Raw genomic sequence first — 22,094 nt, 5'->3', positions numbered from 1 at the left:
ACAGAACTCCTTGCCGGTCTGGCTACAGTTCTATTTTATGCGCCTTGAGCAGTGCTTTTCTCAGGTTTGACCTCTGCGTGCGAGGCTATGTGCAACCTCACACGCTGGTGGAAAGCTTTACTGGTTCTGGGGCTGCTCGGCCTTGGGCTGGTCGAAGAAGCCCGGGGCATCGGCGGTGTTTACCTCACCGGTGCGCAGGTAGTTAACCACAATGTTGTCAACGGCCTGGTTGCCAACGGCGAAGTGGCCGTGGCCGGGGCCATGGACGGTGACCACGCGGGACTGCATCGGGTCCGACAGTCCACGGAAGTGAGCGTACGGGGTCTGCGGGTCACCGGTGGACTGAATCTGCAGTGGCTTGGTCTGCAGGTTTGCACCGCTGACTGCTACCGGCTTGGTGATGGGCGCGCGGCCGCCGCAGCCAGAGCCGGAGGAGTACAGGGAGTTGAACAAGGTGAACGGGTCCAGGGTGAAGTAGTTCGACCACAGGAAGGCCGGGATCTTGGTCGGATCCGACGGCGCAGTGTTCTCATTGCACATGATGATGTTCTGCATGCTCGTCGCATTCAGAATGGCCTGTTGAGCCTGCTTCGGGTCCTGCGGGCCTTCCTTGGCTGCTTCTTCAAAGTTGATGGGCTCAATGCCGGCAATGTGCTTAGCTAGGGTCTCCCATGCCTCTGGACGGGGCAGAAGCTCACGGGTGGTGTTCAGCGTCGGAGAGGTCACCTGTAGTGCCTGCGGGTTGCGAGCCCTGCCTGCCAAGTGCTCTGCCTGCACGCGCAGCTGGCCGGTAGCGGTCATAATGTTTGCGCCTGGCTGGCCAGCGAACTCAAGGCCCGGTGGGAGGTCACCAATCTGTGCATCCGGCGGGAGGACGGTGGGGCGCACGCCGGCCTCGGCAGCAACAACCTGGGACCAGCGCTCATACGCCTTCAACGGAGTTTTACCAGCGTGGTAGGTGGCGTCATTCTTCGCCATGTAGGTGAAGAAATCTTCCAGGGCGTTTTCGTAGCCCGCCTGTTGGGAGGCGAAGATTCCGTTCCAGGCCATGTTCGGATTCATGCCGGAATCGAGCACCATCTTGTCGGTGTGCTGCGGGAACAAGGTGGCGTAGGTCGAGCCCAGAAAGGTGCCGTAAGACAGGCCAGCGATGTTGATGCGCTCCTCGCCGAGTGCCTGGCGCACGACCTCCCAGTCGCGGGCGGTGTTTTCGGTGGTGATGGAATTGGTGTAGCCAGGGGTGTTCTTCTCACAATCCTGGCGGGTAATGGCGCCAATCTGCGTCAGCGCAACGATTGGGTTATCACCCGGGTTGCTTGCCGTGCAGTTGACGGGCGCAGATTCGCGCAAGCCACGCGGCTGCACGCCGATAATGTCGAACTCCTGCTCAATTTCTTTCGGCCATGCGGCGTTGTTGACCCAGCCATAAGCGTCACCGTTCGGACCACCCGGGTTGGTGAACAGGCTGCCCTTGCGCGCACCCGTTGCCTTCAGGCGGATAAAACCAACCTCAATGGTGCCCTTGTCCGGTGCATCGTAGTAGGTCGGCGCAGTCACGTGACCACACTCGGCGCGCTCGTGGTCGACGCCCTCCGGGCATTCTCCCCAGGTGATGGTGGGTTGGTCAGCGTGGGCAACAGTGGGGGCGGCTACTAGGCCGGCAGCGAGAGCTACTGGGCCTAGAACCGAGCCCAGAACGCGAGAAAGGCGCATAGAACAAGGCTCCTAAAACGGTGAGTAGGTACTCGCCTCATCCTATGCGCCATGGGTGATGCATGACAGCTAAGTCGGCATGGAGGAGGGGGAGTGGCTACCCCCGTTTACCTCACTACTTAACAATCACCACAATGAGATCACGCGGACCGTGGACACCCTCCACGCGGCTGAGCTCAATATCGGACGTCGCCGACGGGCCGGAAATCCACGTAGCCGGGCGCTCCGGGTTCATGCGGGAGACAACCTCCGGGATGCCGTACACGATCTGGTCGTCACGCACGATGCAGATGTGGCGGTCCGGAACCAAGGTCAGGGCACGGCGGCCACAGAGTTCGTTGGACTCCAGGACGATGGTGCCGGTCTGTGCCGAGGTGACGTGGGACTCGGTAAGCACCGCGTCAACGTCGTTCAGCTCGCGCGGATCCTTGGCATTGTCATCCGGGACGGTAGTGCCCTCGAAACCATTGAGCAGGCCGGTATCGATACCGGGTGCGTAGGTGACGGTGGAGCAGCCACGGTCCTTCAGGATGTCCAGGATGGTGGAATTCAGCCCAGCCTCATCGGTGACGTGGACGTCAGCCTTGTAGTCCTCGAGGCGGTCAACGAGCATGTCGCGCAGTTCATCGGCGTTAAGCGTGCCCTCACGCTGGTACTCACGTCGAACCTCGACGTGGTCCGGCAATCCGGCCTGCTTCTGAGCAGAAGAGATACGCTTCAGAATCTCTTCCTTGGCGGCGCTGTTCTTGATGGTCACTTGATGCCCTCCTTCTTGGCTTGGGCGAGGAGTTCTTGGGCTTCGTCAGAGTTGAACCACTGACGGAAGGACTTCTTCGGCGGAACGGCGGTATCGCGTACATCGGACCAACCGGACATGAACAGCGGCAGCTTGTCGATGACACCGTTGAAACCACCAAGGACGCGACCCAGAGCCACCATGTGGGTGACCTGGTTCCATATCTTCGGGTTGGTCCACAGCAGCTGCGGAACCTTGAAGATCTTCTCCTCGATCGGCGGGGTCGCGTTGGTGACCTTCTGGTGGCGGTTTTCCAGAATCACCTGGGAAAGCGGGATGCGTACCGGGCAGACCTCGTCGCAACGGCCACACAGCGAGCAGGCATAGGGCAAGCTTGCCGACGGATCGTTGTGGTCCTTCATGCCCGTCAATTGCGGCGTCAGGGAGATACCAATCGGGCCCGGGTAGACGGAGCCGTAGGCGTGGCCACCGGCGCGCTCGTAGACCGGGCAGACGTTGAGGCAGGCGGAGCAGCGGATGCACTTGAGCGCCTGGCTGCCCACCGGAGAAGACAGGGCAGCGGTGCGGCCATTGTCCAGGAGAACCAGGTGGAAGTTCTGCGGGCCGTCACCTTCGGTCACGCCGGACCACATCGAGGTGTACGGGTTCATGCGCTCAGCGGTGGAGGAGCGTGGCAGCAGCTGAAGGAATACCTCAAGATCCTGGAACGTCGGAACGAGCTTCTCAATACCCATGACGGTGATGAGGGTCTCCGGCAGGGTCAGGCACATACGGCCGTTGCCTTCGGACTCCACGATGTTGATGGTTCCGGTCTCGGCCACACCAAAGTTTGCACCGGAGATGGCAACCTTGGCCTTCATGAACTGCTCGCGCAGGAACTGGCGGGAGGCCTCAGCCAGCTCAGCCGGCTCGGCTTTGAGGGAGTCATCAGTATTCGGCATCTTGTTGACGAAGATGTCACGGATTTCCGCACGGTTGCGGTGAATAGCCGGGACCAGAATGTGGGACGGCTTATCCTCACCCAGCTGGACGATGAGCTCCGCCAGGTCGGTCTCGCGGGCGTGGATGCCGGCTTCTTCGAGGTGCTCGTTGAGCGCGATTTCCTGGGTAGCCATGGACTTGACCTTGACCACGTCGGTCTCGCCGGTCTCCCTAATGAGCCCCTCGATGATCTCGTTGGCTTCCTTGGCATCACGTGCCCAGTGCACGATGCCGCCGCGCTTGGTCACCTGTTCCTCAAACTGGAGGAGGAGCTCGCTCATGCGGGCACCGACGTCCTCCTTGAGGGCGGAGCCAGCGTCGCGCAGCTGCTCCCAGTCCGGTGTCTCATCGACAGCGCCCTGGCGCTTGTTACGAATGGAGGTGGTGGCGTGGTGCAGGTTGCGGCGCTGGGTAGCATTGTTAAGACCAACGTGTGCCAGCGGCACAAAAGCCTTGGAACCGCGCAGGTTGCCGTAACCTTCGGGCGCGCGCGGCGGGGTGGTGTCGAGGAAGGAAGTCATTAGAGCATCTTCTCCTTAGAGTAGGCCGCGGACTCTGGGGTCCACGGGTGTTCCTTGGTGGAGGCGAGGATCTCAGCCAAGTGAATGGCGCGCACGCCAGCACGCTGACGTGACAGGGCACCACCGATGTTCATGAGACAGGAAGAGTCACCACCGGTGACGAACTCCGCATCAGTTTCGCGGACGTGGCGGGTCTTGTCACCGACCATGGCCGCGGAAACCTCAGCGTTCTTAAGGGCGAAGGTACCGCCGAAGCCGCAGCATTCTTCCTTGTTGGGAAGCTCCACCAAGTCGATTCCCTCAACTTCCTGCAGTAGCTGGTAGGGGCGGTCACCAAGCTTGAGGAAGCGCAGGCCGTGGCAGGAAGGGTGGTAGGTCACGCGGTGCGGGAAGAATGCGCCCACGTTGGTCACGCCGGCGACGTCCACGAGGAACTCCGGCAGATCCAGGGTCTTTTCTGAGGTCTTCTTAGCGCCATCGACATCAGCGGCGGTGCCGAAGCGGTTCGCAATCATGGTGTGCTGCTCACGCACTGCACCCACGCAGGAGCCGGAGGCGGAAACCACGTAATCGATGGACGGATCAGCAAAGGCGTCCGCATAGGAGCGGATCATGCCTAGCGTTTCCTTCTGGTAACCGGTGTTGATGTGCATCTGACCGCAGCAGGTCTGCTCTTCGGGGAAGACCACGTCATAGCCTAGACGGGACAGGACGAGGGCCGTGGCCTTGTGCGCATCGGGGAACAGAGAGTCACCGATACAGGTGGAAAACAATGCTATTCGCATTAGTGTTGCGCTCCTTATCTGCCCCACGCGTCCGCTGCCGTCTCCATGGAGAGAGTCTGTACATGGTAGACAGCGGTGCGCAGAACATGTGCCTACAGGTATAGGCAGAATTCTACCGTGGAAAATCATTTTTCTCGACACGAAAAGTTCCCACTACCTGGCACTTTAACGCAACATTAATGTTGTGAATTTCTTACGTGCATAGATGCTGACACATCAGCCGCCGAGCAGTATGGACTGCTCAGCGGCTGGAGGAGGGCATACGCCCGAATACGGGGGCATACCTTCTGCGGAGGCGCGGGGAGCGCCGACCATTTTCTACGGAACGAGGACGCGGTTCTACGGAACGAGGAAGCCCAGAACGTTGGTCATGAGGAAGACGATGATGCAGACCACGGCAAGGAAGGCTACGGAGTAGCCCACGACGGCCTTGAAGATGCGGGACTCCTCGCCTTCCATCTTCACTGCGGTAGCGGCAATGGCCAGGGACTGCGGGGAAATCATCTTGCCCACAACACCACCGGAGGTGTTGGCTGCCAGCATGAGATCCGGGTTGACGCCAATACGCTCGGCGGCGGTGACCTGCAGGTTGGCAAAGAGCGCATTGGCGGAGGTATCGGAGCCTGTCACGGCGGTACCAATCCAACCCAGGACCGGGGAGAAGAGTGCGAAGATGCCACCGACGGATGCTACGAACTGACCAATGGAGATGGTCTGGCCCGAGTAGTTCATGGTGTACGCCAGCGCCAGAACCAAGATGATGGTCAGTGCGGAGAACTTCATGCGGTTGATAACTTCGCCGAACTTCGTCAGCGGTGCGGAGGCTTCCAGCGTGTAGCGGCCGTTCTCGTTAAAGGCCATGTAGATGATGGCCACGATGATGCCGGAGATGAGAAGCAAGGTGCCCGGGTTGCCCAAGACGTTGAACTTGAAGGCGGTGTCCATGGCATTGCCGTCGGCGTCGATAATGGTGCCGTCGAGAAGCGGCCACGGGATGTTGAGCTGGATGAAACCGAAGATGGCAGGCCATGCGGTGGCCACAGCGAAGACGGCGGTGACAACCGCGTAGGGCAGCAGGGCCATCCAGATGCGGCGGCCGTTAAGATCGGACACCTCTTCCTGGGCGGGCAGCTCCATGCGCTCACGCAGGCTGTCGACGCCCTTGGGCTTCCAGACACGCAGGAAGAGGAAGCCCGCGCCCAGGGAGACAATGCAGGCCACGACGTTGGTGAGCTGGTAGGCGAAGAACGTGGCGGCGGCCCACTGCGCGATGGCGAAGGACACACCGATGACCGCGGCGGCGGGGCCGGCTTCCTTGACGCCACGCATGCCGTCGAGGATGAAAAGGATGAAGAAGGGCACGACCGCTGCGATGAGCAGCACCTGCAAGGAGATGAGGCTTGCGATGTCCGCGGTCTGCTCGGCGGTACGGCCGCCGACGGAACCGGCGGTGGTCACCGGAATGCCGACGGCGCCGAAAGCAACCGGAGCGGTATTGGCAATGAGTACGGTGGTCGCAGCCTTGAGGGGTTTTACGCCCAGCGCCAGAATCATCGTGGCGGTAATAGCCACCGGTGCACCGAAGCCGGCGAGGGCCTCCAGCAGGCCACCGAAGCAGAAAGCAATGAGGATGGCCTGGATACGGATATCGCCATCGCCCAAGAGGTCAAAGGTCTTACGTAGGTCCTCGAAGCGGCCGGAGGAGACGGTCACTTCGTAGAACCAGATGGCGGTGATGATGACCCAGACGATGGGGAAGAGGCCGAAGAGGCCGCCGCGCAGTGCGGAGTTCAAAGCCATGCCGGTGGGCATGCCAAGTCCAAAGATGGCGATGAGCAGGGCCGCCAGAAGCGCGACTGCGCCGGAGGTGTGCGCGCGGGCCTTCAGGCCCAAGAGCATGATGAAGAACGCAATGAGCGGCAGGGTGGAGACCGCTGCGGTCAAACCTACGCTGCCGGCAATGGCGTCAGTAGTGATGTTGAATGTAGTCATAAAGCTCAATTCACGGTCTTTCTCGCACACCCGTGGCGCGCCCACAAGAGTTATTGAGCGGTCAAAAGGAGACGGTGCGAGACGATGGAACGATACAGTTAGCGTGTTTAGCGTAGAACCTCACACCCTAATGTGCCGCATTATTCACCTGATGGGGGTGAGTGAGCTTGTTAACGTTTGGGCGTCCCGAGTACGCGAGCAGCCTGATCGTGCCTCCCAGCGGCAAGGACGATAGACTTTGGCCCTATGAATCCTGAAGATCTTTCCGCCCTGATCAAAGAGACCGCTGCGGCCGTCCTTACCGAGCATGAGCTGGACGCCTCCGTCCTGCCGGAGACCGTGACCGTCGAGCGCCCGCGTAACCCGGAGCACGGTGACTACGCCACGAACCTGGCCCTCCAGGTGGCCAAGAAGGCCGGTGCCCAGCCCCGCGAGCTGGCGCAGTGGTTGGCAGATGCCCTCGCCGGCAACGATGCCATCGATGAAGCCTCCATCGCAGGCCCGGGATTCCTCAACATTCGCCTTGCCGCCGCAGCGCAGGGCGCTATTGTGGCCCAGGTCCTCAACGGCGGTGCAGACTTCGGTAGCAACACCACCTACCAGGGCACGAAGATCAACCTGGAGTTCGTCTCCGCGAACCCGACTGGCCCGATCCACCTGGGTGGTACCCGCTGGGCCGCCGTGGGTGACTCGCTCGGCCGCGTGCTCGAAGCCTCCGGCGCGGAGGTTACCCGCGAGTACTACTTCAACGACCACGGCGGACAGATCGACCGCTTTGCGCGTTCGCTGGTGGCCGCCGCCAAGGGCGAACCCACCCCGGAGGACGGTTACGGCGGCGATTACATTAAGGAAATCGCGCAGGGCGTGCTCGAGCAGAACCCGGACGCCCTCGACGGCAGCGATGCCGAGGTACAGGAAGCCTTCCGCTCGGCGGGCGTGGAGATGATGTTCGCCCAAATTAAGGAGTCCCTCCACGAATTCGGCGTGGACTTCGACGTCTACTTCCACGAGAATTCCCTCTTCGAGTCCGGCGCGGTGGAGAAGTCCATCCAGAAGCTCAAGGACAACGGCAAACTCTACGAGTCCGAGGGCGCATGGTGGCTGAAGTCCACCGAGTACGGCGACGACAAGGACCGCGTGGTTATTAAGTCCGATGGCAATGCCGCCTACATCGCCGGTGATATCGCCTACGTGGCCGATAAGTTCGACCGCGGACACGACCTGGCCATCTACATGCTGGGCGCGGACCATCACGGCTACATCGCTCGCTTGCGTGCATCCGCCCAGGCTCTCGGGTACGACCCGGAGGCCGTCGAGGTCCTCATCGGCCAGATGGTTAACCTGGTCCGCGATGGCCAAGCGGTCAAGATGTCCAAGCGTGCGGGCACTGTCATTACCCTCGATGATCTTGTTGAAGCCATCGGCGTCGACGGTGCGCGCTACTCCCTGGTGCGCTCCTCCGTCGACTCCAGCCTGGACATCGACTTGGGCCTGTGGGCATCCCAGTCGGCGGATAACCCGGTCTACTACGTGCAGTACGGCCACGCCCGCATTTGTTCCATCCTGCGTAAGGCAGCAGAGCTGGGCTTCGACACCGCCGCGCTTGCCGACGCCCCCCTCGACCTCCTTACCCACGACAAGGAAGGCGATCTCATCCGCACTCTGGGCGAGTTCCCCGAGGTGGTCGCTACCGCAGCGACCTTGCGCGAGCCGCACCGCATCGCGCGCTACGCCGAGGATCTGGCAGCCGTCTTCCACCGCTTCTATGACCAGTGCCAGGTGCTGCCGAAGGCTGATGAAGAGACCGAGCCGATTCACTCCGCGCGCCTCGCCCTGGCCAACGCCACCCGCCAGGTCATGGCCAATGCCTTGACCATGGTGGGGGTCAGCGCACCGGAGAAGATGTAAGACAAGGTATCGATGACTGACTTCAATTCCCTTCCGGCCCACGTGTGGCCGCGTAACGCTGCTCGAGATTCGGATGGCGTGGTCTCGATTGGTGGCGTTTCTCTAACCGAGCTGGCTGAAGAATACGGCACTCCGCTCTACGTTTTCGATGAGCAAGACTTCCGCTCGCGCTGTAAGGATATGGCCCAAGCCTTCGGCGGCCCCGACCACGTGCACTACGCTTCCAAGGCCTTCATCACCAAGCGCATCGTGCGCTGGGTAGATGAGGAGGGCCTGTGCCTCGACGTGGCTTCCCTTAACGAAGCCAAGCTGGCGCTAGCCGCGAACTTCCCACCCGAGCGCATGACCGCGCACGGCAACAACAAGGAAGACGAATACTTGCAGCTGTGTGTGAACGAGGGGATCGGGCATGTGGTGCTGGATAACGCGGAGGAGCTCTCGCGTCTCAACAGCATTGCCGCAGCCGCCGGACGCGTCCAGCCGGTCATGATCCGCGTCAAACCCGGTATCGACGCCCACACGCACGAATTCATCGCCACCGCCCACGAGGACCAGAAGTTCGGCATTTCCCTGTCCACCGGCGCCGCCTTCGAGGTTGCTCGCACGGTGTTGGAATCCGCCAATCTTAAGCTGGTGGGCCTGCACTGCCACGTCGGTTCCTCGGTGTTCAACGCCGACGGCTTCAAGCTGGCTGCCGAGCGCGTGCTCAGCCTGTACAAGCGCATTCACTCCGAGCTCGGCGTTGCCCTCGAAGAGCTGGACTTGGGCGGCGGCTTCGGCATTCCTTATATGGAATATGAGGAGGCCCTCGACGTCGCCACCCTGGCTAAAGACCTCCTCGACGCCGTGCAGCGCACCGCTACTGAACTCGGTATCAAGCCGCCGTTCGTGCTGGTGGAACCCGGCCGCTCTCTGGTGGGTGCCTCCGCGGTCACCGTCTACCGCGTGGGCACGGTCAAGGATGTGGAGACCGGCAAGGCGGATCTGCCGATGCGCCGCTACCTGTCCGTGGACGGCGGCATGTCGGACAACATCCGGCCGGCACTGTATGGCTCGGACTACGACGTGCGCGTGGTCAACCGCCGCACCCAGGGCGAGCCAGTGGACTCGCGTATCGTGGGCTTCCACTGTGAATCCGGTGACATTCTGGTCAATGAGCGCCGTTTCCCCTCGGACATCACCACCGGCGATCTCCTCGCCTTCGCCACCACCGGCGCCTATCAGTACATGATGGCCTCGCGCTATAACGGCGCTCTGCGCCCAGCGGTAGTCTCCGTGCGTGACGGCAAAGCTTCACTCATGCTGCGCCGGGAAACAGTGGAGGACTTGCTGGCGTTGGACGTCGATTAGCGCGGCGTTGGCACAGCTCACCGCATTTTATTCAGGATGACATGGCCGGTCGCGCGGCGTGCAGGCCATTCCGCGTAGAAATAGACAGCTCGTTCTGTATAGTGATGGGCTAGCACGTAACAACCATTCGCAATTTCAACAAAGGGACACCATGACGACGAACCGTAGCAAGAAGCCCGAAGGCGAGCCTGTAGGAATCGCACTGCTTGGCTTTGGCACCGTGGGCGCCGAGGTTTTCCGCCTCGTGCAAGAAAACGCTGATGCTTTTGCGCACCGTATCGGCGGCCCCGTGGAGATCCGCGGCGTGGCCGTGCACAACAAGAATAAATTGCGCCCGGGCGTGCCGGCGGAGCTGCTGACCGACGACGCCAAGGCGCTCGTCCTGCGCGATGATATCGACCTCGTCGTCGAGGTGATCGGCGGCATTGATTTCCCGCGCGAGCTCGTCCTCGCCGCCCTCAACGCCGGCAAGTCCGTGGTCACCGCCAACAAGGCTCTCGTGGCCGCGCACGCGGATGAGCTGGCGGAGGCTGCCGACCACGCAGACGTCGACCTTTACTTTGAGGCCGCCGTGGCCGCCGCCATCCCGGTGGTGGGCATGCTGCGCCGCTCTCTGGCCGGTGACAAGATCCAGCGCATCTCCGGAATCGTCAACGGCACCACCAACTTCATCCTGGACGCTATGGAGTCCACTGGTGCCTCCTATGAGGATGCACTGGCTGAGGCGACCCGCCTGGGCTACGCCGAGGCCGATCCCACCGCTGACGTGGAGGGCCACGACGCCGCCTCGAAGGCTGCCATCTTGGCATCCCTGGGCTTCTACACCCGCCTGACCTTCGACGATGTCTACTGCGAGGGTATTTCGAAGATCACCGCCGATGACATCACGGCCGCCAACCAGGCTGGCTACTCCATCAAGTTGCTGGCCATCTGCGAGCGCCTTGTGGATGAGGAGACCGGTGCGGAATCCGTCAACGCCCGTGTCCACCCGACGTTGGTTCCGAAGGATCACCCACTGGCTTCGGTCAGCCAGTCCTACAACGCTATCTTCGTTGAGGCAGAGGCCGCTGGCTCACTGATGTTCTATGGCAACGGCGCTGGCGGTAACCCGACCGCCTCTGCTGTGCTGGGTGATGTCATCGGCGCGGCACGCAACATCGTCCACGGCGGCCGTGCGCCGGGGGAGAATACCTACGCCAACCTGCCCATCGCTGAGTTTGGTGAGGTGGAGACCCGCTACCACGTGGACATGGAGGTGGATGACCGCACCGGCGTGCTGTCAGTCATCTCCGGCGTTTTTGCCCGCCATGGTGTTTCCCTGCGCACCGTGCGCCAGGAAGATGGCGAGGAGACCGCTCGCCTTATCGTGGTCACCCACGCGGCTAAGGAAGCGGTGCTTGAGGATATCGTCGCCGCTCTTGGCGAGCTCGATGAGGTCAAGGCCGTTCACTCCGTCATCCGCCTAGGCGTATAAAGCTGAGGCCGCGACAATGAGCATCGATATCGAAGTTGGTACCAAAGTCACCGTCCAGGTCCCGGCCTCCTCGGCCAACCTGGGTCCCGGTTACGACACCCTCGGCATCGCGCTGAGCCTCTACGACACCGTGGAAGTAGAGGTCACTAGCTCCGGCTTGGAGGTGGAGATCTTTGGCGAGGGCGCAGATGATTTGCCTCGCGACGGCTCCCACCTGGTAGTCAAGGCCATCCGTTCAGCGCTTCAGGCTGCCGACGTCGAGGTCTCCGGCCTGCGCGTGGTGTGCACGAATAACATCCCGCAGTCCCGCGGCTTGGGCTCCTCGGCGTCTGCCGCAGTGGCTGGCGTGGCCGCGGGCAATGGCCTGGCCGGTTTCCCGCTTTCCGCGGAGCAGGTTGTCCAGCTCTCCTCGGCCTTCGAGGGACACCCTGATAACGCCGCGGCCTCCGTTCTGGGCAATGCCGTGGTCTCGTGGACCACGGTGCCTGTCGACGGCCGCTCGCTACCGGAATACCGCGCCGCTACTCTCGACGTCCACGAATCCATCAAGGCCACGGCCTTGGTCCCAGACTTCCACGCCTCAACGCAGGCAGTGCGCCGCGTGCTTCCCTCGCACGTCACGCATGCCGACGCAGCCTTCAACGTCTCCCGCACCGCGGTCAACGTGGCAGCGCTGACCGCCTACCCAGAGCTGCTGTGGGAGGGCACCCGCGACCGCCTGCACCAGCCTTATCGCGCGGACGTGTTGCCTGTAACCGCGGAGTGGGTCAACCGCCTGCGCAACCGCGGCTACGCGGCTTACCTCTCCGGTGCGGGTCCTACCATCATGGTCCTCCACACGGAGCCCATTGAAGAGTCCATCTTGGATGAAGCCCGAAAGCAAGGCCTTCGTGTCCTCGAGCTGGAGGTCGCTGGACCAGTGAGTGTCGAGCGCGGTTAAAACCTTCGAGCGCGGTGTCAAACGGCACCGCGCTTTCTCGTGGCTAGCTCGCCGTCTTGACGTTGACCCGGCAGACCCCGTTGCCGGACTGCGGTATGAGTGTGAGGTGGAGGCGCCCGCCAGCCTCTACGGCTGCTTGCTCAAGGTAGCCATCGTGAATGGCGCAGACAAAGGGGGAGGGGCGGATACCCGCGGTGACAAACGGGCACGCGTGAAGCTCTAGGTCTGTCTCGCCCGTCTGGTTGAACCTATCGATGGATGTCACCGGATCAAAGCCCATATCGCGCATGGCGCGATACAGCGGAGCGAGAGCATCAGCCTTATTGACAGTCTTGTCGGCGGTGGCCTGTGCCCAGCGGCGACCAATCTCTCGTGCCTGCTCAGAGGCGAAGTCATCAAGCTGGTCCTTATCCGCCAGCATTTCTGCGAGGACGCTGATGAGGGACACATACTCCTCTGCCACGGAGCGATTGTCAGGGATGCGCACCTGGAAGATGAGGGAGGGGCGCCCGCGGCCTTGGGCCGGGGCGGTGATGACGCGGACGGCACCGGCATTCACTAGCTCGTCGAGGTGACCACGCGCGGTGTTGACGTGCATCCCCATCGCGTCCGCGACGTCCGCTGCTTTCGCCCCTTGGGGATATTCCTGCAGGGCTTTGAGTACTTCTCGTTGCTTGGGGGAGAGATGAAGCGACTCGGGAAAAAGCTCCGTGGAGGAACGGGGAGTATGCGTAGACATCGGCAGATGGCTCCTTCAGACGGTTCTAGTGGGGATCCTACAACTCGGAGATCCATTTTCTATAATTTTTACCGATTTTTTCGTGGGATAATGCTCACTACGTGCGCTAACTCAGAGGACTACATGCGGGGATATACCGATACCGCGTCATGATCGAGGCGGCAGCGCACCGAGGCGCCCGGCGCGGGCTCGCCCGCAACCCCACTGACACGCACGCGTTGGGGACCGGTTTGAGCGAGCACGATGCCGCCGCCTACTGCGGCAACTACCTGCAGGGAGAGCTCGCCAGCCGCATCTGCGTAGAGCGCGGTGGGTGGGAAGGCTAACCACGCAGACCCGTCATCCACGTCGGGGGCGGGGAGAGCAATCTCACCAGCGGTGCAGACTCCATCTGCCACGGTTCCTTCAAGAAGGTTAAGACCCGCGAGTGAGGCCACGAAGGCGTTGGGAGGCTGGGCGAGCAGGTCCTGTGCGTAGCCCTGAGCAGTGATGGAACCGCCTTCCATGACGAGGATGTCGGTGGCCAGGGCGCTGATGTCGTGGAGGTTGTGCGTGACCAGCGCGGTCGTGCGGTCGGGCGCTGCGACCGAGAGGAGGTGGCGCCATCGGGCGGCTGACTCGACATCCATAGCAGCGAAAGGTTCGTCGAGTACAAGGACCTCTGGGCGGGCAGCGAGCGCGCGTAGTAGGGCCACCTGGGCTGCTTGCCCGCCGGATAGTTCGCGCACGTGGTTCAAATTCTCTAGCCCGGCATGGCCCAGGAGCTCTTCTGTGCGTGCATCGTCCTTGGTCACCATGGACAGTGCTTGTCGTACCGTCGCGGTGGGCGGAAGACCGGGGTTCTGGGTGAGCATCACCACGCGGTCTGCGGAGACCGTGGCGCCCCGAAGGCGACCGGAAAGGAAACGCATGAGGGTGGTCTTACCAGCACCGTTAGGGCCCACCACGGCGGTGATTGCCCCTCCTCGGAAGGTCACGTCGTGGGGGCCCGCGACGAGGCCCACCTCTCGTGGACTCTGCACAGGTGCCGTGAGCGCGCGGAGGGCCTCAGTGTTCATAGGGGAGAGTGTGCGGGCGACTGGCTCACGGTGCCGGCGGAGCAGGGAGGGCACGCCTGCTGCGGCTAGGAGGAGAACTGCCAGCGTGATGAGGATGGCGGAAAGTGCATAGGCGGTGTCGGCGCTGACCTCGCGTTCGAGGTAGATGCCGCTGGACATTGTGCGGGTGATCCCAGGCATCGAGCCCGCGAAGGTGATGGTGGTGCCGAATTCACCGAGGGAGCGCGCACAGGCCAAGGCGGCGCCTGTGAGGACAGCTGGGGCAATGGCGGGCGCGGTGATGTGGCGCAGAATCTCGCCTGGGCGCATGCCGACGCCACGCGCGCTCGCCACAACCTCATGATCAAGCTGCCGCAGGGCGGAATCGACGGCCACGACCACGAAGGGCAGGGTGACGAAGATATGTGCTACCACCACGCCCGCGAAAGCGAAGGCCACGCGAATCTCAGCGGCTTCGAGCAGGGGGCCCAAAAGGCCGCGTCGCCCCAATAGGGCGGTGAGGGCCAAACCACCCACCACCGGCGGCAGCGCCAGTGGCAGATAGACCACCAGCCGCACGAGGTGCGCAGTGCGGTGCAGCTGCTGTAGCCACAGCGCCAAGCAGGTTCCGAGAAGAGTGGAGAGAATCGTGGCGAGCGCAGCTGAGCTCAGCGTGATGCGAAGGAGGTCTTGAGTGGCTGGCGCGCGGAGAGTCTCCGGGAGTTGTCCCCAGGGGACGCGGAGCCCTAATGCCAGGATGGGGGCAACGATGTAGACGGCGGCGAGGGCGCCGACAGCAACTACCGCCCACGGTACGCGGGGGTGTTGTTCACGCAGATCAAGAGAGGTGTTCATTTAGTCAACCGGGGTAAAGCCATACTTTTGCCACTCGGCGTCAAAGCCATCGTCTAGAAGATCCAAGACCGCTTGTGCTTCATCGCGGCGAGGTGAGGCGGCCACTACGGCGCCGAGGATTTCGTTGGGGAAGTCTTCGGCGCCATCAATGGGGATGGCTTCCACATCATCGCTGGAGGTGGCGTCGGTGGCGTAGACCATACCGGCATCGGCTTCCCCGGAGGCCACTTTGCCGAGGACGTTGGCGACTTGGGATTCCAGGGAATAAGGCTCTACGTTGAGCCCCTTGGCTGCAAGAATCTTCGCCGACAATGCACCGCAGGGTACTTGGGCATCACAGAGGACGAGGCGCGTGGAGGCATCAATGTCCTCGATAGACTCCAGTCCGGCGGGGTTGCCCCTGGGCACCACCATGACCATCGTGTTGGTAGCCAGTACCTCTGGTTTGTCGACATCGCCGTGTGATACGGCTCTATCCATCGTGGCCGCAGAAGCGGTGATGAGGAGGTCGGCCGGGGCGCCGTCGTAAAGCTGCTGCACCAACCCCGAGGAACCACCGTTGTTGATAGCCAGCTCAATGTCGGTGTGCGCAGCCAAGTCGTCGTTGATAAGACGCGTCGAGGATGCTGCGAATATCGAAAGCGGCTTATCCACTGGCTGCGCGGTGCACCCAGCAAGGCTGAGCGCGGCGGCGAGGATGGGGAGGATAAAACGGCGCATGCCCGCTTACTTTACGCGGTGCGTGTGAACTTAATGTGGACGTCCTCCGGTTCCTTCTTGAGGTACTCCAGCTCGAAGCGTTCTTCGCGTTGCTCGATTTCTGTAAGTAGCGGCAGCGGATCGTGTGGGGCAATAAGGATCATGGCTTCGCCGACGTTGAGTGTTCCCAGCGCGCCGTGGATGGCGCCGTGGCGGACGGCGTGGGGAATCTCTGAGGCGTTGAGGGTGGGGAGGCTGGTGCCCTTGGAGGAGTCGAAGATTGGCAGGTTCATGGTTGTGGTCCTTTCCGTCACACGCGGCGGCACGCGTTGCCGCTCACGATGCCAATTTACTACGATTAAAGCCGTGAAAAAAGATGTGAACCTGTTCGATGTCTCCCTTGCCGCTCGCCGGCGTTGGCATACCACAGTTTTCGCGTTGGTCGCCTTCTGGATTCTCGCGGGCATCGGGCTCACCATCGCCGGTTCCCTTGGAGCCCCGTTGGTGTGGTGGGATCTCATCCACCCCTTCACCATTGGTGCGCTCACCACCGCCATCGTGGTCTTTTCCACGCACTTTACTGAAGCACTTACCCGCACCCCGGCGACGAACTACCGCGGTGTTTCCACGCGCGTGGCCGCCATCCAACTCGGGCTGGTGCTCCTCCTTGTCGACCGCGCGGGCTACGACTGGGGCGCGCTTGCCGACGCCTCCTCCGTCCTCCTCATCTTCACCCTCACATGGCACGCGTGGGCGCTGTGGCAGAAGCTGCGCGGCTCGCTGTCCGGTTCCTTCGCGCTCACCGTGCCCTTCTATCTGGCGGCGGCGGGTTTCATGGTGAGCGCGATCGGCGTTGTTTTCCTTGCCGCCCACGGCGTGGGCAACTATTCATTGCTCGTTGCTGCGCACTCGCGCGGGATGGTGTGGGGCTTCGCTCTGCTCACCATCCTGGGAACCGTGGTGACCTTGCTGCCCACGCTGACCCGCACGCCGATTTCGCCCACCGCACGTTCTCGCTGTACCCGCGCGCTCATCGTGCACTGCGCTGGGCTGGCTTTGGCCATGGGGCTAGAGGCCGCAGGGCTGACCCGCGCCGCCGGTGTAGCCCAGCTGCTTGTGGTCGTAGCGGGGGTTCTCATCATCCAGCCCGTGCTCGCGGGTGCGCTGGCCGGCAGGATGTCCACGGCGAGCATGTCCGCCATGGCGGGGCTGGTGTGGATGCTGGCCCTCTGCGCGGGCGATGCCGTTGCCAGCGCTGTAGGCGCCTATCCCCGCGCCGTCACGCTGCTGCTCATGCCCGCCTTTGTCGGCGCAGGGTTGTTGCAGCTGGTCACGGGTGTCTTTCACCACATGCTGCCCATCCTGGCGCGCGCCCGGCGCACCGAGCGTGCTGGCTACCTGCGCCTGGGGTTGATCAACGTGGGTGGCTTGGCTTGCCTGCTGGGGATTCCGGGGGTGCACGCTGCCGGGCTTATCATGATGGGGCTAGGCCTTATCGCTGCCGTCGCGGTCTTAGTCTGGGCCGTGGTTTCTACCAAAGGAGATGTTCATGTCTAGCGCGCCTGCTCAGGCCCCTGAGACAAAGAAGTGGGCCGCATGGCTCATCATTATTCTCGCGCTCGTCGCGGTGATTGGGTTGGCGGTGATGAATTCCACGGTGGCACAGCGCGGCGCCACCTCAGCCGCGCCTGCCGACGCCACCACGATCGACGTTTCCGTCGACGGCATGGCCTTCGTTCCCGCCTCGGTGGACATCCCAGCCGGTACTCACCTCGTTGTGAATTTCACGAACACCGGTGACCAAGTTCATGACCTAACGATCGGTGGGGCAGAGACCAGCCGAGTGGAGCCGGGCGAGAGTGCTGTGCTGGATGTCGGTGTTGTCACCGAATCCGTCGAGGGGTACTGCACCATCGCAGGGCACAAAATGCAGGGCATGACCTTTATGGTCAACGTGACCGATGACCCGGCAGCGGGTGAGAAGTCAACAACGGGCCATCATCATGCCGTTGCCGCTCCCGCGAACGTGCCTTCCCTGGCTGAGCGCATGGCGCCGCGTGAGGATTTCGAGGCCTTTGACCCAGTGCTGAAGCCTGCGAAAGGCACAGTCCACGAGGAAACGTGGACCATGACGGAGGAGGAAGTCGAGGTCGCCCCTGGCGTGCGCCAGACGCGCTGGCTGTTCAACGGACAAGCGCCCGGCCCCACCCTGCGCGGCACGGTGGGCGATACCTTCCGCATCACCATTAAGAACGAAGGTTCCATGGGTCACTCTGTCGACTTCCACGCCGGTGAGGTCAGCCCGAATAACACAATGAAGACCATCCAGCCGGGCGAATCCCTCACCTATGAGTTCGTGGCGCACCGCGCCGGTGCGTGGATGTATCACTGCTCGACCATGCCCATGAGCCTGCACATTGCCAACGGCATGGCCGGAGCCGTCATCATTGACCCGAAGGGCGAGGATTCGCTTTCCGACGTCGACGCGGAATACCTCCTCACCTCCGCCGAAGTTTTCCTCGCCGCAGAGGGCAGCGAGGCTGAAGGCGCGGACCCGCAGCGCGTGAGCGATGGCTCCTATGACCTCACCGCCTTCAACTACTATCCCAATCAATACGACGACGGCCTCGCCCCACTGCATGCGAAGGTGGGCGATACGGTGCGCATTTGGCTGGTGAACCTAGGCCCGGACCTGCCGCTGAGCTTCCACGTGGTGGGAGAAATCTTTGACACCGTCTATAAGGAAGGCGGCTACCTTCTCAAGGGAGCTAAAGACTCGGGTTCCCAGGCCGTTGACCTTCTTCCCGCGCAGGGCGGGTTCGTGGAGATGACCTTTAACGAACCCGGCACCTACTCCTTTGTTAACCACATCATGACCAATGCGGAGAAGGGGCAGCATGGCCAGATCATTGTCGAGTAGCTTGGCGGGCCTGCCTGCGAGCGCGCAGTTCATCGACGGTATCGATGTCGCGCACGGCCTCCGTTCCCGTAACGTGCACAACGTTCTCGGCTAGGCGCAGCAGACGCATCACGGGCTGATTGCGCGGATCGCCAAGCTCACCCAGGGCTTTCTGCAGCGCTTCGGTACGCCAGAGTGCGCAGAGAGGCTGCAGATGGCCGTCGAGAGTAGCGACGGCGACGTCAGCGCCCGATTCCTCGAGTGCCCCGGCCAAGGCTGGCAGCATCTGTGGGGAATCGGGAGCGTCGACCGCCAAGACGGCCGTGGTGCGTAGAGAGAGGCCCGAAAGCGCTGCATGGCCTGCCGCAATACCTGCGACTGGCCCGCCGAAGAGAGGAGACTCACAGACCTGGGGCATGCCGAGCCGGTAGGGCGAGACCACTGCGGTGGGCATGCCGTAGGGAAGTTGGCGTAGAAGGCGGTCGATGAGGCGCTCACCGGCAAGGATGACGCTGGCCTTGTCCACGCCGCCCATCCGCGTGCCGCGCCCACCGGCCAAGACGATGACGCCGTGCATGGCTAGACTTCCTGCGCGCCGGGCAACTCGCGGGACCAGTCACCGGAGCGCCCGCCGGACTTGGCGGTGATGCCGCAGCGCCGAATGTAGGCGGAGCGATCCACTCCCTTGACCATGTCAATGAGCGCTAGGGCAGCAACGTTGACGGCGGTGAGCGCTTCCATTTCGACGCCGGTGCGGTCGGCGGTGCGCACGGTGGCCTCGATGAACACATGGTCCTCGCGCACCTCGATGTCCACGGCGCAGCCATGTACGCCAATGGTGTGGGCCAGCGGCAAGAGATCTGGGACCTTCTTGGCAGCGGCAATACCGGCCACGCGGGCCACGGCGAGCACATCGCCCTTGGGGACGGTGCCCTCGCGCAGCGCGGTGAGAACCTCCGGGGAGCAAGCCACTTCACCTTGGGCGGTGGCGGTGCGCACGGTGGGATTCTTCTCCGTCACATCCACCATGTAGGCGGAGCCGGCGTCGTTGAGATGAGTGAACTTCATGGTGTCAGGATTCCTTTGATTAGTAGGGATACACGGTGAGCGTGTCGCCGGGGGCGATGGACTCGGTAATGAGCACGAAGCCCTGCGTGCCCGGCAGAGCGCCGACGTGGTGGCTGCGCATCATGGGGCCGGGCGGCGGGGAGGCAGTGACCGTGCCGTCGAACTTGAGCTGGCAGGGCTGGATGCGCGGGTGCTGCGCGGCCCGGAATTCACCGCCGGCGACGGCGGTAATCGCCGGCCGGTCGCGCGGTCCAGTCGGGCGCGGCAGACCGCGCAGAGAGCGCAGCACCGGGGTGAGGTAGAGATGCGCGGAGACAAAGGCCGCGACGGGGTTTCCCGGCAGACACACCACGGGAACGCCGTCCCACACTGCGTGGCCCTGCGGCGCGCCGGGGCGCTGGTCCACGTGACCAAACCAGGAGTGCTCGCCATGCTGGCTGAGCACGGTATGCACCACGTCGAAAGCACCAGCGGATACACCGCCGGTGGTAACGATTAGATCGCACCCGCCGTCGGACTGCACCACGGAGTCGAGAACTCGGCGCAGCTCGGTGGGGTCATCGCCGCAGCACAGCCGGGTGATGCTAACAGGCCCCGTGGCGGCGATAAGAGCCTCAAGCATCGGTCCATTGGAATCGGGCAGGAGGCCGCTGAGCAGTTCCTCACCCGTGGCGATAACGGCAACGCGCGGGATGCGGTGCACCTGCGCCGTGCTGATCCCGGCGGAGAGGAGGGTGGCTAACAAGGGAGCGTCGATAAGCGTGGCGGGGCCGGCAATCTCCTGGCCAAGAGCAATATGGGAGCCGCGGCGGCGAATGTGGCTTCGGGGCGGTAAGCGGTGGATGGTGACGGTCTCCGGCAGGGGACCCGGGCCAGCGGACACGTCGGTATCCTCCACCGGGATGACAAGGCCCTCACAACCATCGGGCACCGCAGCGCCCGTCATGATGCGCACGGCCGTACCGGGCGCGGGACTGATCGCGGGAGCCCCGGCGGGGACATCGCCGATGACCTGCAGCGAGCAGGGCGCCTCGAGGGGTGGGGTCAGGAAGCCATCCATGGCGGAATTGTCCTGGGGTGGCACCGCAATCTGGGCCGTGACAGCATCGGCAAGGACGCGGCCTGCCTGCACCGCTGCGGTCTCGGCCGGTACGGCGCGGATGAGCGCGTGAAGGCGCGCGAAATAGTCCTCGATGCTCGTGCCGTGGCCAGTGCTTGTCATTGCACCTAATCTAGCCGCCGATGGCGGACATGGGGCGATCGGGCTGGAGGAAACCCTCATCATTTACACCGTGGCCAGGAAGTTTCCGCCACATCTCGCCGGCCCACGCAACCGCCAGCTCCTCATCGCTGGCACCGTCACGCATCAGATCACGCAGGGAGGTCTCCGAATTTCCAAACAGGCAATTGCGCACTGCGCCATCAGTAGTCAGGCGCGTGCGGTCGCAGTTGCCGCAAAAGGGGCGGGTAACAGAAGCGATGACGCCGATGCGCCCTGGTGGGGTGGAGCCATCGCGGGAGGTAGCCTCCCACAGCGCGGCAGGGGCCGAGCCGCGGGGTTCTTCTGCTGGTGTGAGCTCGAACTCCTCGCGCAGGCGAGCAAGAATCTCCTCGGCCGTGACCATGCGGGAGCGTTCCCACTCCTCACGAGGGCCTAGGGGCATTTGCTCAATAAAGCGCAGTTCAGCGCCGTGCTCCAGACTAAAGCGAGCCAGCGGAACGATGGCGGATTCATTAATTCCCGGCATGATAACGGCATTGATTTTCACCGGGGCCATATCGGCGGCAAGGGCAGCGTCGATGGAGGCAAGCACGTCCGGCAGGCGGTCGCGCCGGGTAAGCCGAGCGTAAAGCTCGCGGTCAAGGGTATCGAGGGAAATGTTGACGCGGTCCAGCCCGGCGCGCTGGAGCCCTTCAAGCCGCTTGTCCAACCCTAAACCGTTGGTGGTCAGCGCAGTGGAGGGAGCGATACCCTCATCGGTACGCAGAGAGGAAGTAGCGGCGATGATCTTCTCCAAGGAGTTACGCAGGAGTGGCTCACCACCGGTGAAACGTACCTGGCGGATGCCGAGCTTCTCCACGGCGAGGCGGATGAGGCGGATGGTTTCGTCGTCGCTAAGCGTCTGTTCGGTCGGCATCCACTCAAAGCCCTCGGCCGGCATACAATAGGTGCAGCGCAGATTGCAGCGGTCCGTCAAAGACACACGCAGGTCGCGGGCCTGGCGGCCGTAGCGGTCCAGGAGCGCGCGGTGGCCATCAGGACTAGGCCCCGGCAAGTCAGCGGGAAAGCTGGCCGCACCGGGGATACGGGGCAGGGGCAGTGGGGTGGAATCGGACATTGCTCGCTACTGTAGCCCGAAGTGCGCTGAATTAATA

Annotated in this window: 19 protein-coding genes; 6 read left to right on the top strand and 13 right to left on the bottom strand. The window is 62.9% G+C overall.

The annotated features are described in order from the left end of the window. Positions 1-117 precede the first annotated feature (117 nt). The 5 genes from I6J72_RS06070 to I6J72_RS06050 form a co-directional block, all read right to left on the bottom strand. Positions 118-1,713 carry an alpha/beta fold hydrolase gene (locus tag I6J72_RS06070; protein WP_204100314.1) on the bottom strand — a complete coding sequence of 532 codons (1,596 nt, stop codon included), beginning with the start codon at positions 1,711-1,713 and terminating at the stop codon, positions 118-120. A 115-nt stretch (positions 1,714-1,828) separates the two neighbouring features. Beyond that, positions 1,829-2,470 (bottom strand): LUD domain-containing protein, encoded by a 642-nt coding sequence (locus tag I6J72_RS06065; protein ID WP_239107529.1) that lies wholly within the window; start codon positions 2,468-2,470, stop codon positions 1,829-1,831. Next, positions 2,467-3,972 carry a lactate utilization protein B gene (locus tag I6J72_RS06060; protein WP_204100313.1) on the bottom strand — a complete coding sequence of 502 codons (1,506 nt, stop codon included), beginning with the start codon at positions 3,970-3,972 and terminating at the stop codon, positions 2,467-2,469. Before I6J72_RS06060 ends, I6J72_RS06065 begins: the two co-directional genes overlap by 4 nt. Further along, complete coding sequence (locus I6J72_RS06055; protein WP_204100312.1) at positions 3,972-4,757, bottom strand: (Fe-S)-binding protein; 786 nt, start codon at positions 4,755-4,757, stop codon at positions 3,972-3,974. The genes I6J72_RS06060 and I6J72_RS06055 overlap by 1 nt, the downstream gene beginning before the upstream one ends. Before the next feature lie 339 nt (positions 4,758-5,096). Further along, positions 5,097-6,749, bottom strand: a complete 1,653-nt coding sequence (locus tag I6J72_RS06050) for an L-lactate permease (RefSeq protein ID WP_204100311.1) — start codon at positions 6,747-6,749, stop codon at positions 5,097-5,099. A gap of 246 nt (positions 6,750-6,995) precedes the next feature. On the opposite strand from I6J72_RS06050, the gene argS reads away from it, so the two are divergent. The 4 genes from argS (at position 6,996) to thrB (ending at position 12,421) form a co-directional block, all read left to right on the top strand. Further along, entirely contained in the window at positions 6,996-8,657 is a 1,662-nt protein-coding gene (argS, locus tag I6J72_RS06045; RefSeq protein ID WP_204100310.1) for an arginine--tRNA ligase, read from the top strand. 12 nt (positions 8,658-8,669) lie between these two features. Next, the gene (gene lysA / locus I6J72_RS06040) at positions 8,670-10,007 is read left to right on the top strand and encodes a diaminopimelate decarboxylase (RefSeq protein WP_204100309.1); all 1,338 of its coding nucleotides are present in this window, start codon (positions 8,670-8,672) and stop codon (positions 10,005-10,007) included. A gap of 151 nt (positions 10,008-10,158) precedes the next feature. After that, positions 10,159-11,481 (top strand): homoserine dehydrogenase, encoded by a 1,323-nt coding sequence (locus I6J72_RS06035; RefSeq protein WP_039674958.1) that lies wholly within the window; start codon positions 10,159-10,161, stop codon positions 11,479-11,481. A 16-nt stretch (positions 11,482-11,497) separates the two neighbouring features. Then, positions 11,498-12,421, top strand: a complete 924-nt coding sequence (thrB, locus tag I6J72_RS06030; protein ID WP_204100308.1) for a homoserine kinase — start codon at positions 11,498-11,500, stop codon at positions 12,419-12,421. Between the two features lie 43 nt (positions 12,422-12,464). Here the strand turns inward: thrB and I6J72_RS06025 are convergent, their stop codons facing one another. The 4 genes from I6J72_RS06025 to I6J72_RS06010 form a co-directional block, all read right to left on the bottom strand. Further along, on the bottom strand, positions 12,465-13,160 hold the full coding sequence (locus tag I6J72_RS06025; protein ID WP_204100307.1) for a metalloregulator ArsR/SmtB family transcription factor: 696 nt from the start codon (positions 13,158-13,160) through the stop codon (positions 12,465-12,467). A gap of 119 nt (positions 13,161-13,279) precedes the next feature. Next, positions 13,280-15,052, bottom strand: a complete 1,773-nt coding sequence (locus I6J72_RS06020; RefSeq protein ID WP_204100306.1) for an ATP-binding cassette domain-containing protein — start codon at positions 15,050-15,052, stop codon at positions 13,280-13,282. Continuing rightward, the gene (gene modA / locus I6J72_RS06015; protein ID WP_204100305.1) at positions 15,053-15,772 is read right to left on the bottom strand and encodes a molybdate ABC transporter substrate-binding protein; all 720 of its coding nucleotides are present in this window, start codon (positions 15,770-15,772) and stop codon (positions 15,053-15,055) included. It lies immediately after the preceding gene. A gap of 11 nt (positions 15,773-15,783) precedes the next feature. Beyond that, on the bottom strand, positions 15,784-16,044 hold the full coding sequence (locus tag I6J72_RS06010) for a DUF2249 domain-containing protein (RefSeq protein ID WP_039674964.1): 261 nt from the start codon (positions 16,042-16,044) through the stop codon (positions 15,784-15,786). Between the two features lie 85 nt (positions 16,045-16,129). Between I6J72_RS06010 and I6J72_RS06005 the strand changes: the two genes are divergently transcribed. Both I6J72_RS06005 and I6J72_RS06000 read left to right on the top strand, forming a co-directional pair. Continuing rightward, complete coding sequence (locus I6J72_RS06005) at positions 16,130-17,308, top strand: beta-carotene 15,15'-monooxygenase (RefSeq protein WP_204100457.1); 1,179 nt, start codon at positions 16,130-16,132, stop codon at positions 17,306-17,308. Beyond that, the gene (locus I6J72_RS06000) at positions 17,301-18,671 is read left to right on the top strand and encodes a multicopper oxidase domain-containing protein (protein WP_204100304.1); all 1,371 of its coding nucleotides are present in this window, start codon (positions 17,301-17,303) and stop codon (positions 18,669-18,671) included. Before I6J72_RS06005 ends, I6J72_RS06000 begins: the two co-directional genes overlap by 8 nt. Here the strand turns inward: I6J72_RS06000 and I6J72_RS05995 are convergent. The 4 genes from I6J72_RS05995 to moaA are packed head-to-tail and all read right to left on the bottom strand — an operon-like array spanning position 18,658 to position 22,057. After that, the gene (locus tag I6J72_RS05995; protein ID WP_204100303.1) at positions 18,658-19,227 is read right to left on the bottom strand and encodes a molybdenum cofactor guanylyltransferase; all 570 of its coding nucleotides are present in this window, start codon (positions 19,225-19,227) and stop codon (positions 18,658-18,660) included. The two genes, I6J72_RS06000 and I6J72_RS05995, sit on opposite strands and share 14 nt — an antisense overlap. Before the next feature lie 2 nt (positions 19,228-19,229). Continuing rightward, positions 19,230-19,718: a cyclic pyranopterin monophosphate synthase MoaC gene (gene moaC, locus I6J72_RS05990; RefSeq protein WP_204100302.1), complete on the bottom strand. Its 489-nt coding sequence runs from the start codon at positions 19,716-19,718 to the stop codon at positions 19,230-19,232. A 19-nt stretch (positions 19,719-19,737) separates the two neighbouring features. Further along, positions 19,738-20,940 carry a molybdopterin molybdotransferase MoeA gene (locus tag I6J72_RS05985; protein WP_204100301.1) on the bottom strand — a complete coding sequence of 401 codons (1,203 nt, stop codon included), beginning with the start codon at positions 20,938-20,940 and terminating at the stop codon, positions 19,738-19,740. A 10-nt stretch (positions 20,941-20,950) separates the two neighbouring features. Further along, the gene (gene moaA / locus I6J72_RS05980) at positions 20,951-22,057 is read right to left on the bottom strand and encodes a GTP 3',8-cyclase MoaA (protein WP_204100300.1); all 1,107 of its coding nucleotides are present in this window, start codon (positions 22,055-22,057) and stop codon (positions 20,951-20,953) included. Positions 22,058-22,094: the final 37 nt, after the last annotated feature.

This window comes from Corynebacterium sp. FDAARGOS 1242, assembly GCF_016889985.1.
Classification (GTDB): domain Bacteria; phylum Actinomycetota; class Actinomycetes; order Mycobacteriales; family Mycobacteriaceae; genus Corynebacterium; species Corynebacterium minutissimum_B.
Note: the sequence above shows the minus strand (reverse complement) of the source record. Positions and strands in the feature narration are given on the sequence as shown.

What these genes read in the sequence shown, in the direction of transcription:
- I6J72_RS06060 (WP_204100313.1), bottom strand. Translation starts at nt 3,972, where the DNA reads ATGACTTCCTTCCTCGACACCACCCCGCCGCGCGCGCCCGAAGGTTAC.
- modA (WP_204100305.1), bottom strand. Translation starts at nt 15,772, where the DNA reads ATGCGCCGTTTTATCCTCCCCATCCTCGCCGCCGCGCTCAGCCTTGCT.
- I6J72_RS06025 (WP_204100307.1), bottom strand. Translation starts at nt 13,160, where the DNA reads ATGTCTACGCATACTCCCCGTTCCTCCACGGAGCTTTTTCCCGAGTCG.
- I6J72_RS06035 (WP_039674958.1), top strand. Translation starts at nt 10,159, where the DNA reads ATGACGACGAACCGTAGCAAGAAGCCCGAAGGCGAGCCTGTAGGAATC.
- moaA (WP_204100300.1), bottom strand. Translation starts at nt 22,057, where the DNA reads ATGTCCGATTCCACCCCACTGCCCCTGCCCCGTATCCCCGGTGCGGCC.
- lysA (WP_204100309.1), top strand. Translation starts at nt 8,670, where the DNA reads ATGACTGACTTCAATTCCCTTCCGGCCCACGTGTGGCCGCGTAACGCT.
- I6J72_RS05995 (WP_204100303.1), bottom strand. Translation starts at nt 19,227, where the DNA reads ATGCACGGCGTCATCGTCTTGGCCGGTGGGCGCGGCACGCGGATGGGC.
- I6J72_RS06010 (WP_039674964.1), bottom strand. Translation starts at nt 16,044, where the DNA reads ATGAACCTGCCAATCTTCGACTCCTCCAAGGGCACCAGCCTCCCCACC.
- I6J72_RS05985 (WP_204100301.1), bottom strand. Translation starts at nt 20,940, where the DNA reads ATGACAAGCACTGGCCACGGCACGAGCATCGAGGACTATTTCGCGCGC.
- I6J72_RS06050 (WP_204100311.1), bottom strand. Translation starts at nt 6,749, where the DNA reads ATGACTACATTCAACATCACTACTGACGCCATTGCCGGCAGCGTAGGT.
- thrB (WP_204100308.1), top strand. Translation starts at nt 11,498, where the DNA reads ATGAGCATCGATATCGAAGTTGGTACCAAAGTCACCGTCCAGGTCCCG.
- argS (WP_204100310.1), top strand. Translation starts at nt 6,996, where the DNA reads ATGAATCCTGAAGATCTTTCCGCCCTGATCAAAGAGACCGCTGCGGCC.
- I6J72_RS06055 (WP_204100312.1), bottom strand. Translation starts at nt 4,757, where the DNA reads ATGCGAATAGCATTGTTTTCCACCTGTATCGGTGACTCTCTGTTCCCC.
- I6J72_RS06020 (WP_204100306.1), bottom strand. Translation starts at nt 15,052, where the DNA reads ATGAACACCTCTCTTGATCTGCGTGAACAACACCCCCGCGTACCGTGG.
- moaC (WP_204100302.1), bottom strand. Translation starts at nt 19,718, where the DNA reads ATGAAGTTCACTCATCTCAACGACGCCGGCTCCGCCTACATGGTGGAT.
- I6J72_RS06000 (WP_204100304.1), top strand. Translation starts at nt 17,301, where the DNA reads ATGTCTAGCGCGCCTGCTCAGGCCCCTGAGACAAAGAAGTGGGCCGCA.
- I6J72_RS06070 (WP_204100314.1), bottom strand. Translation starts at nt 1,713, where the DNA reads ATGCGCCTTTCTCGCGTTCTGGGCTCGGTTCTAGGCCCAGTAGCTCTC.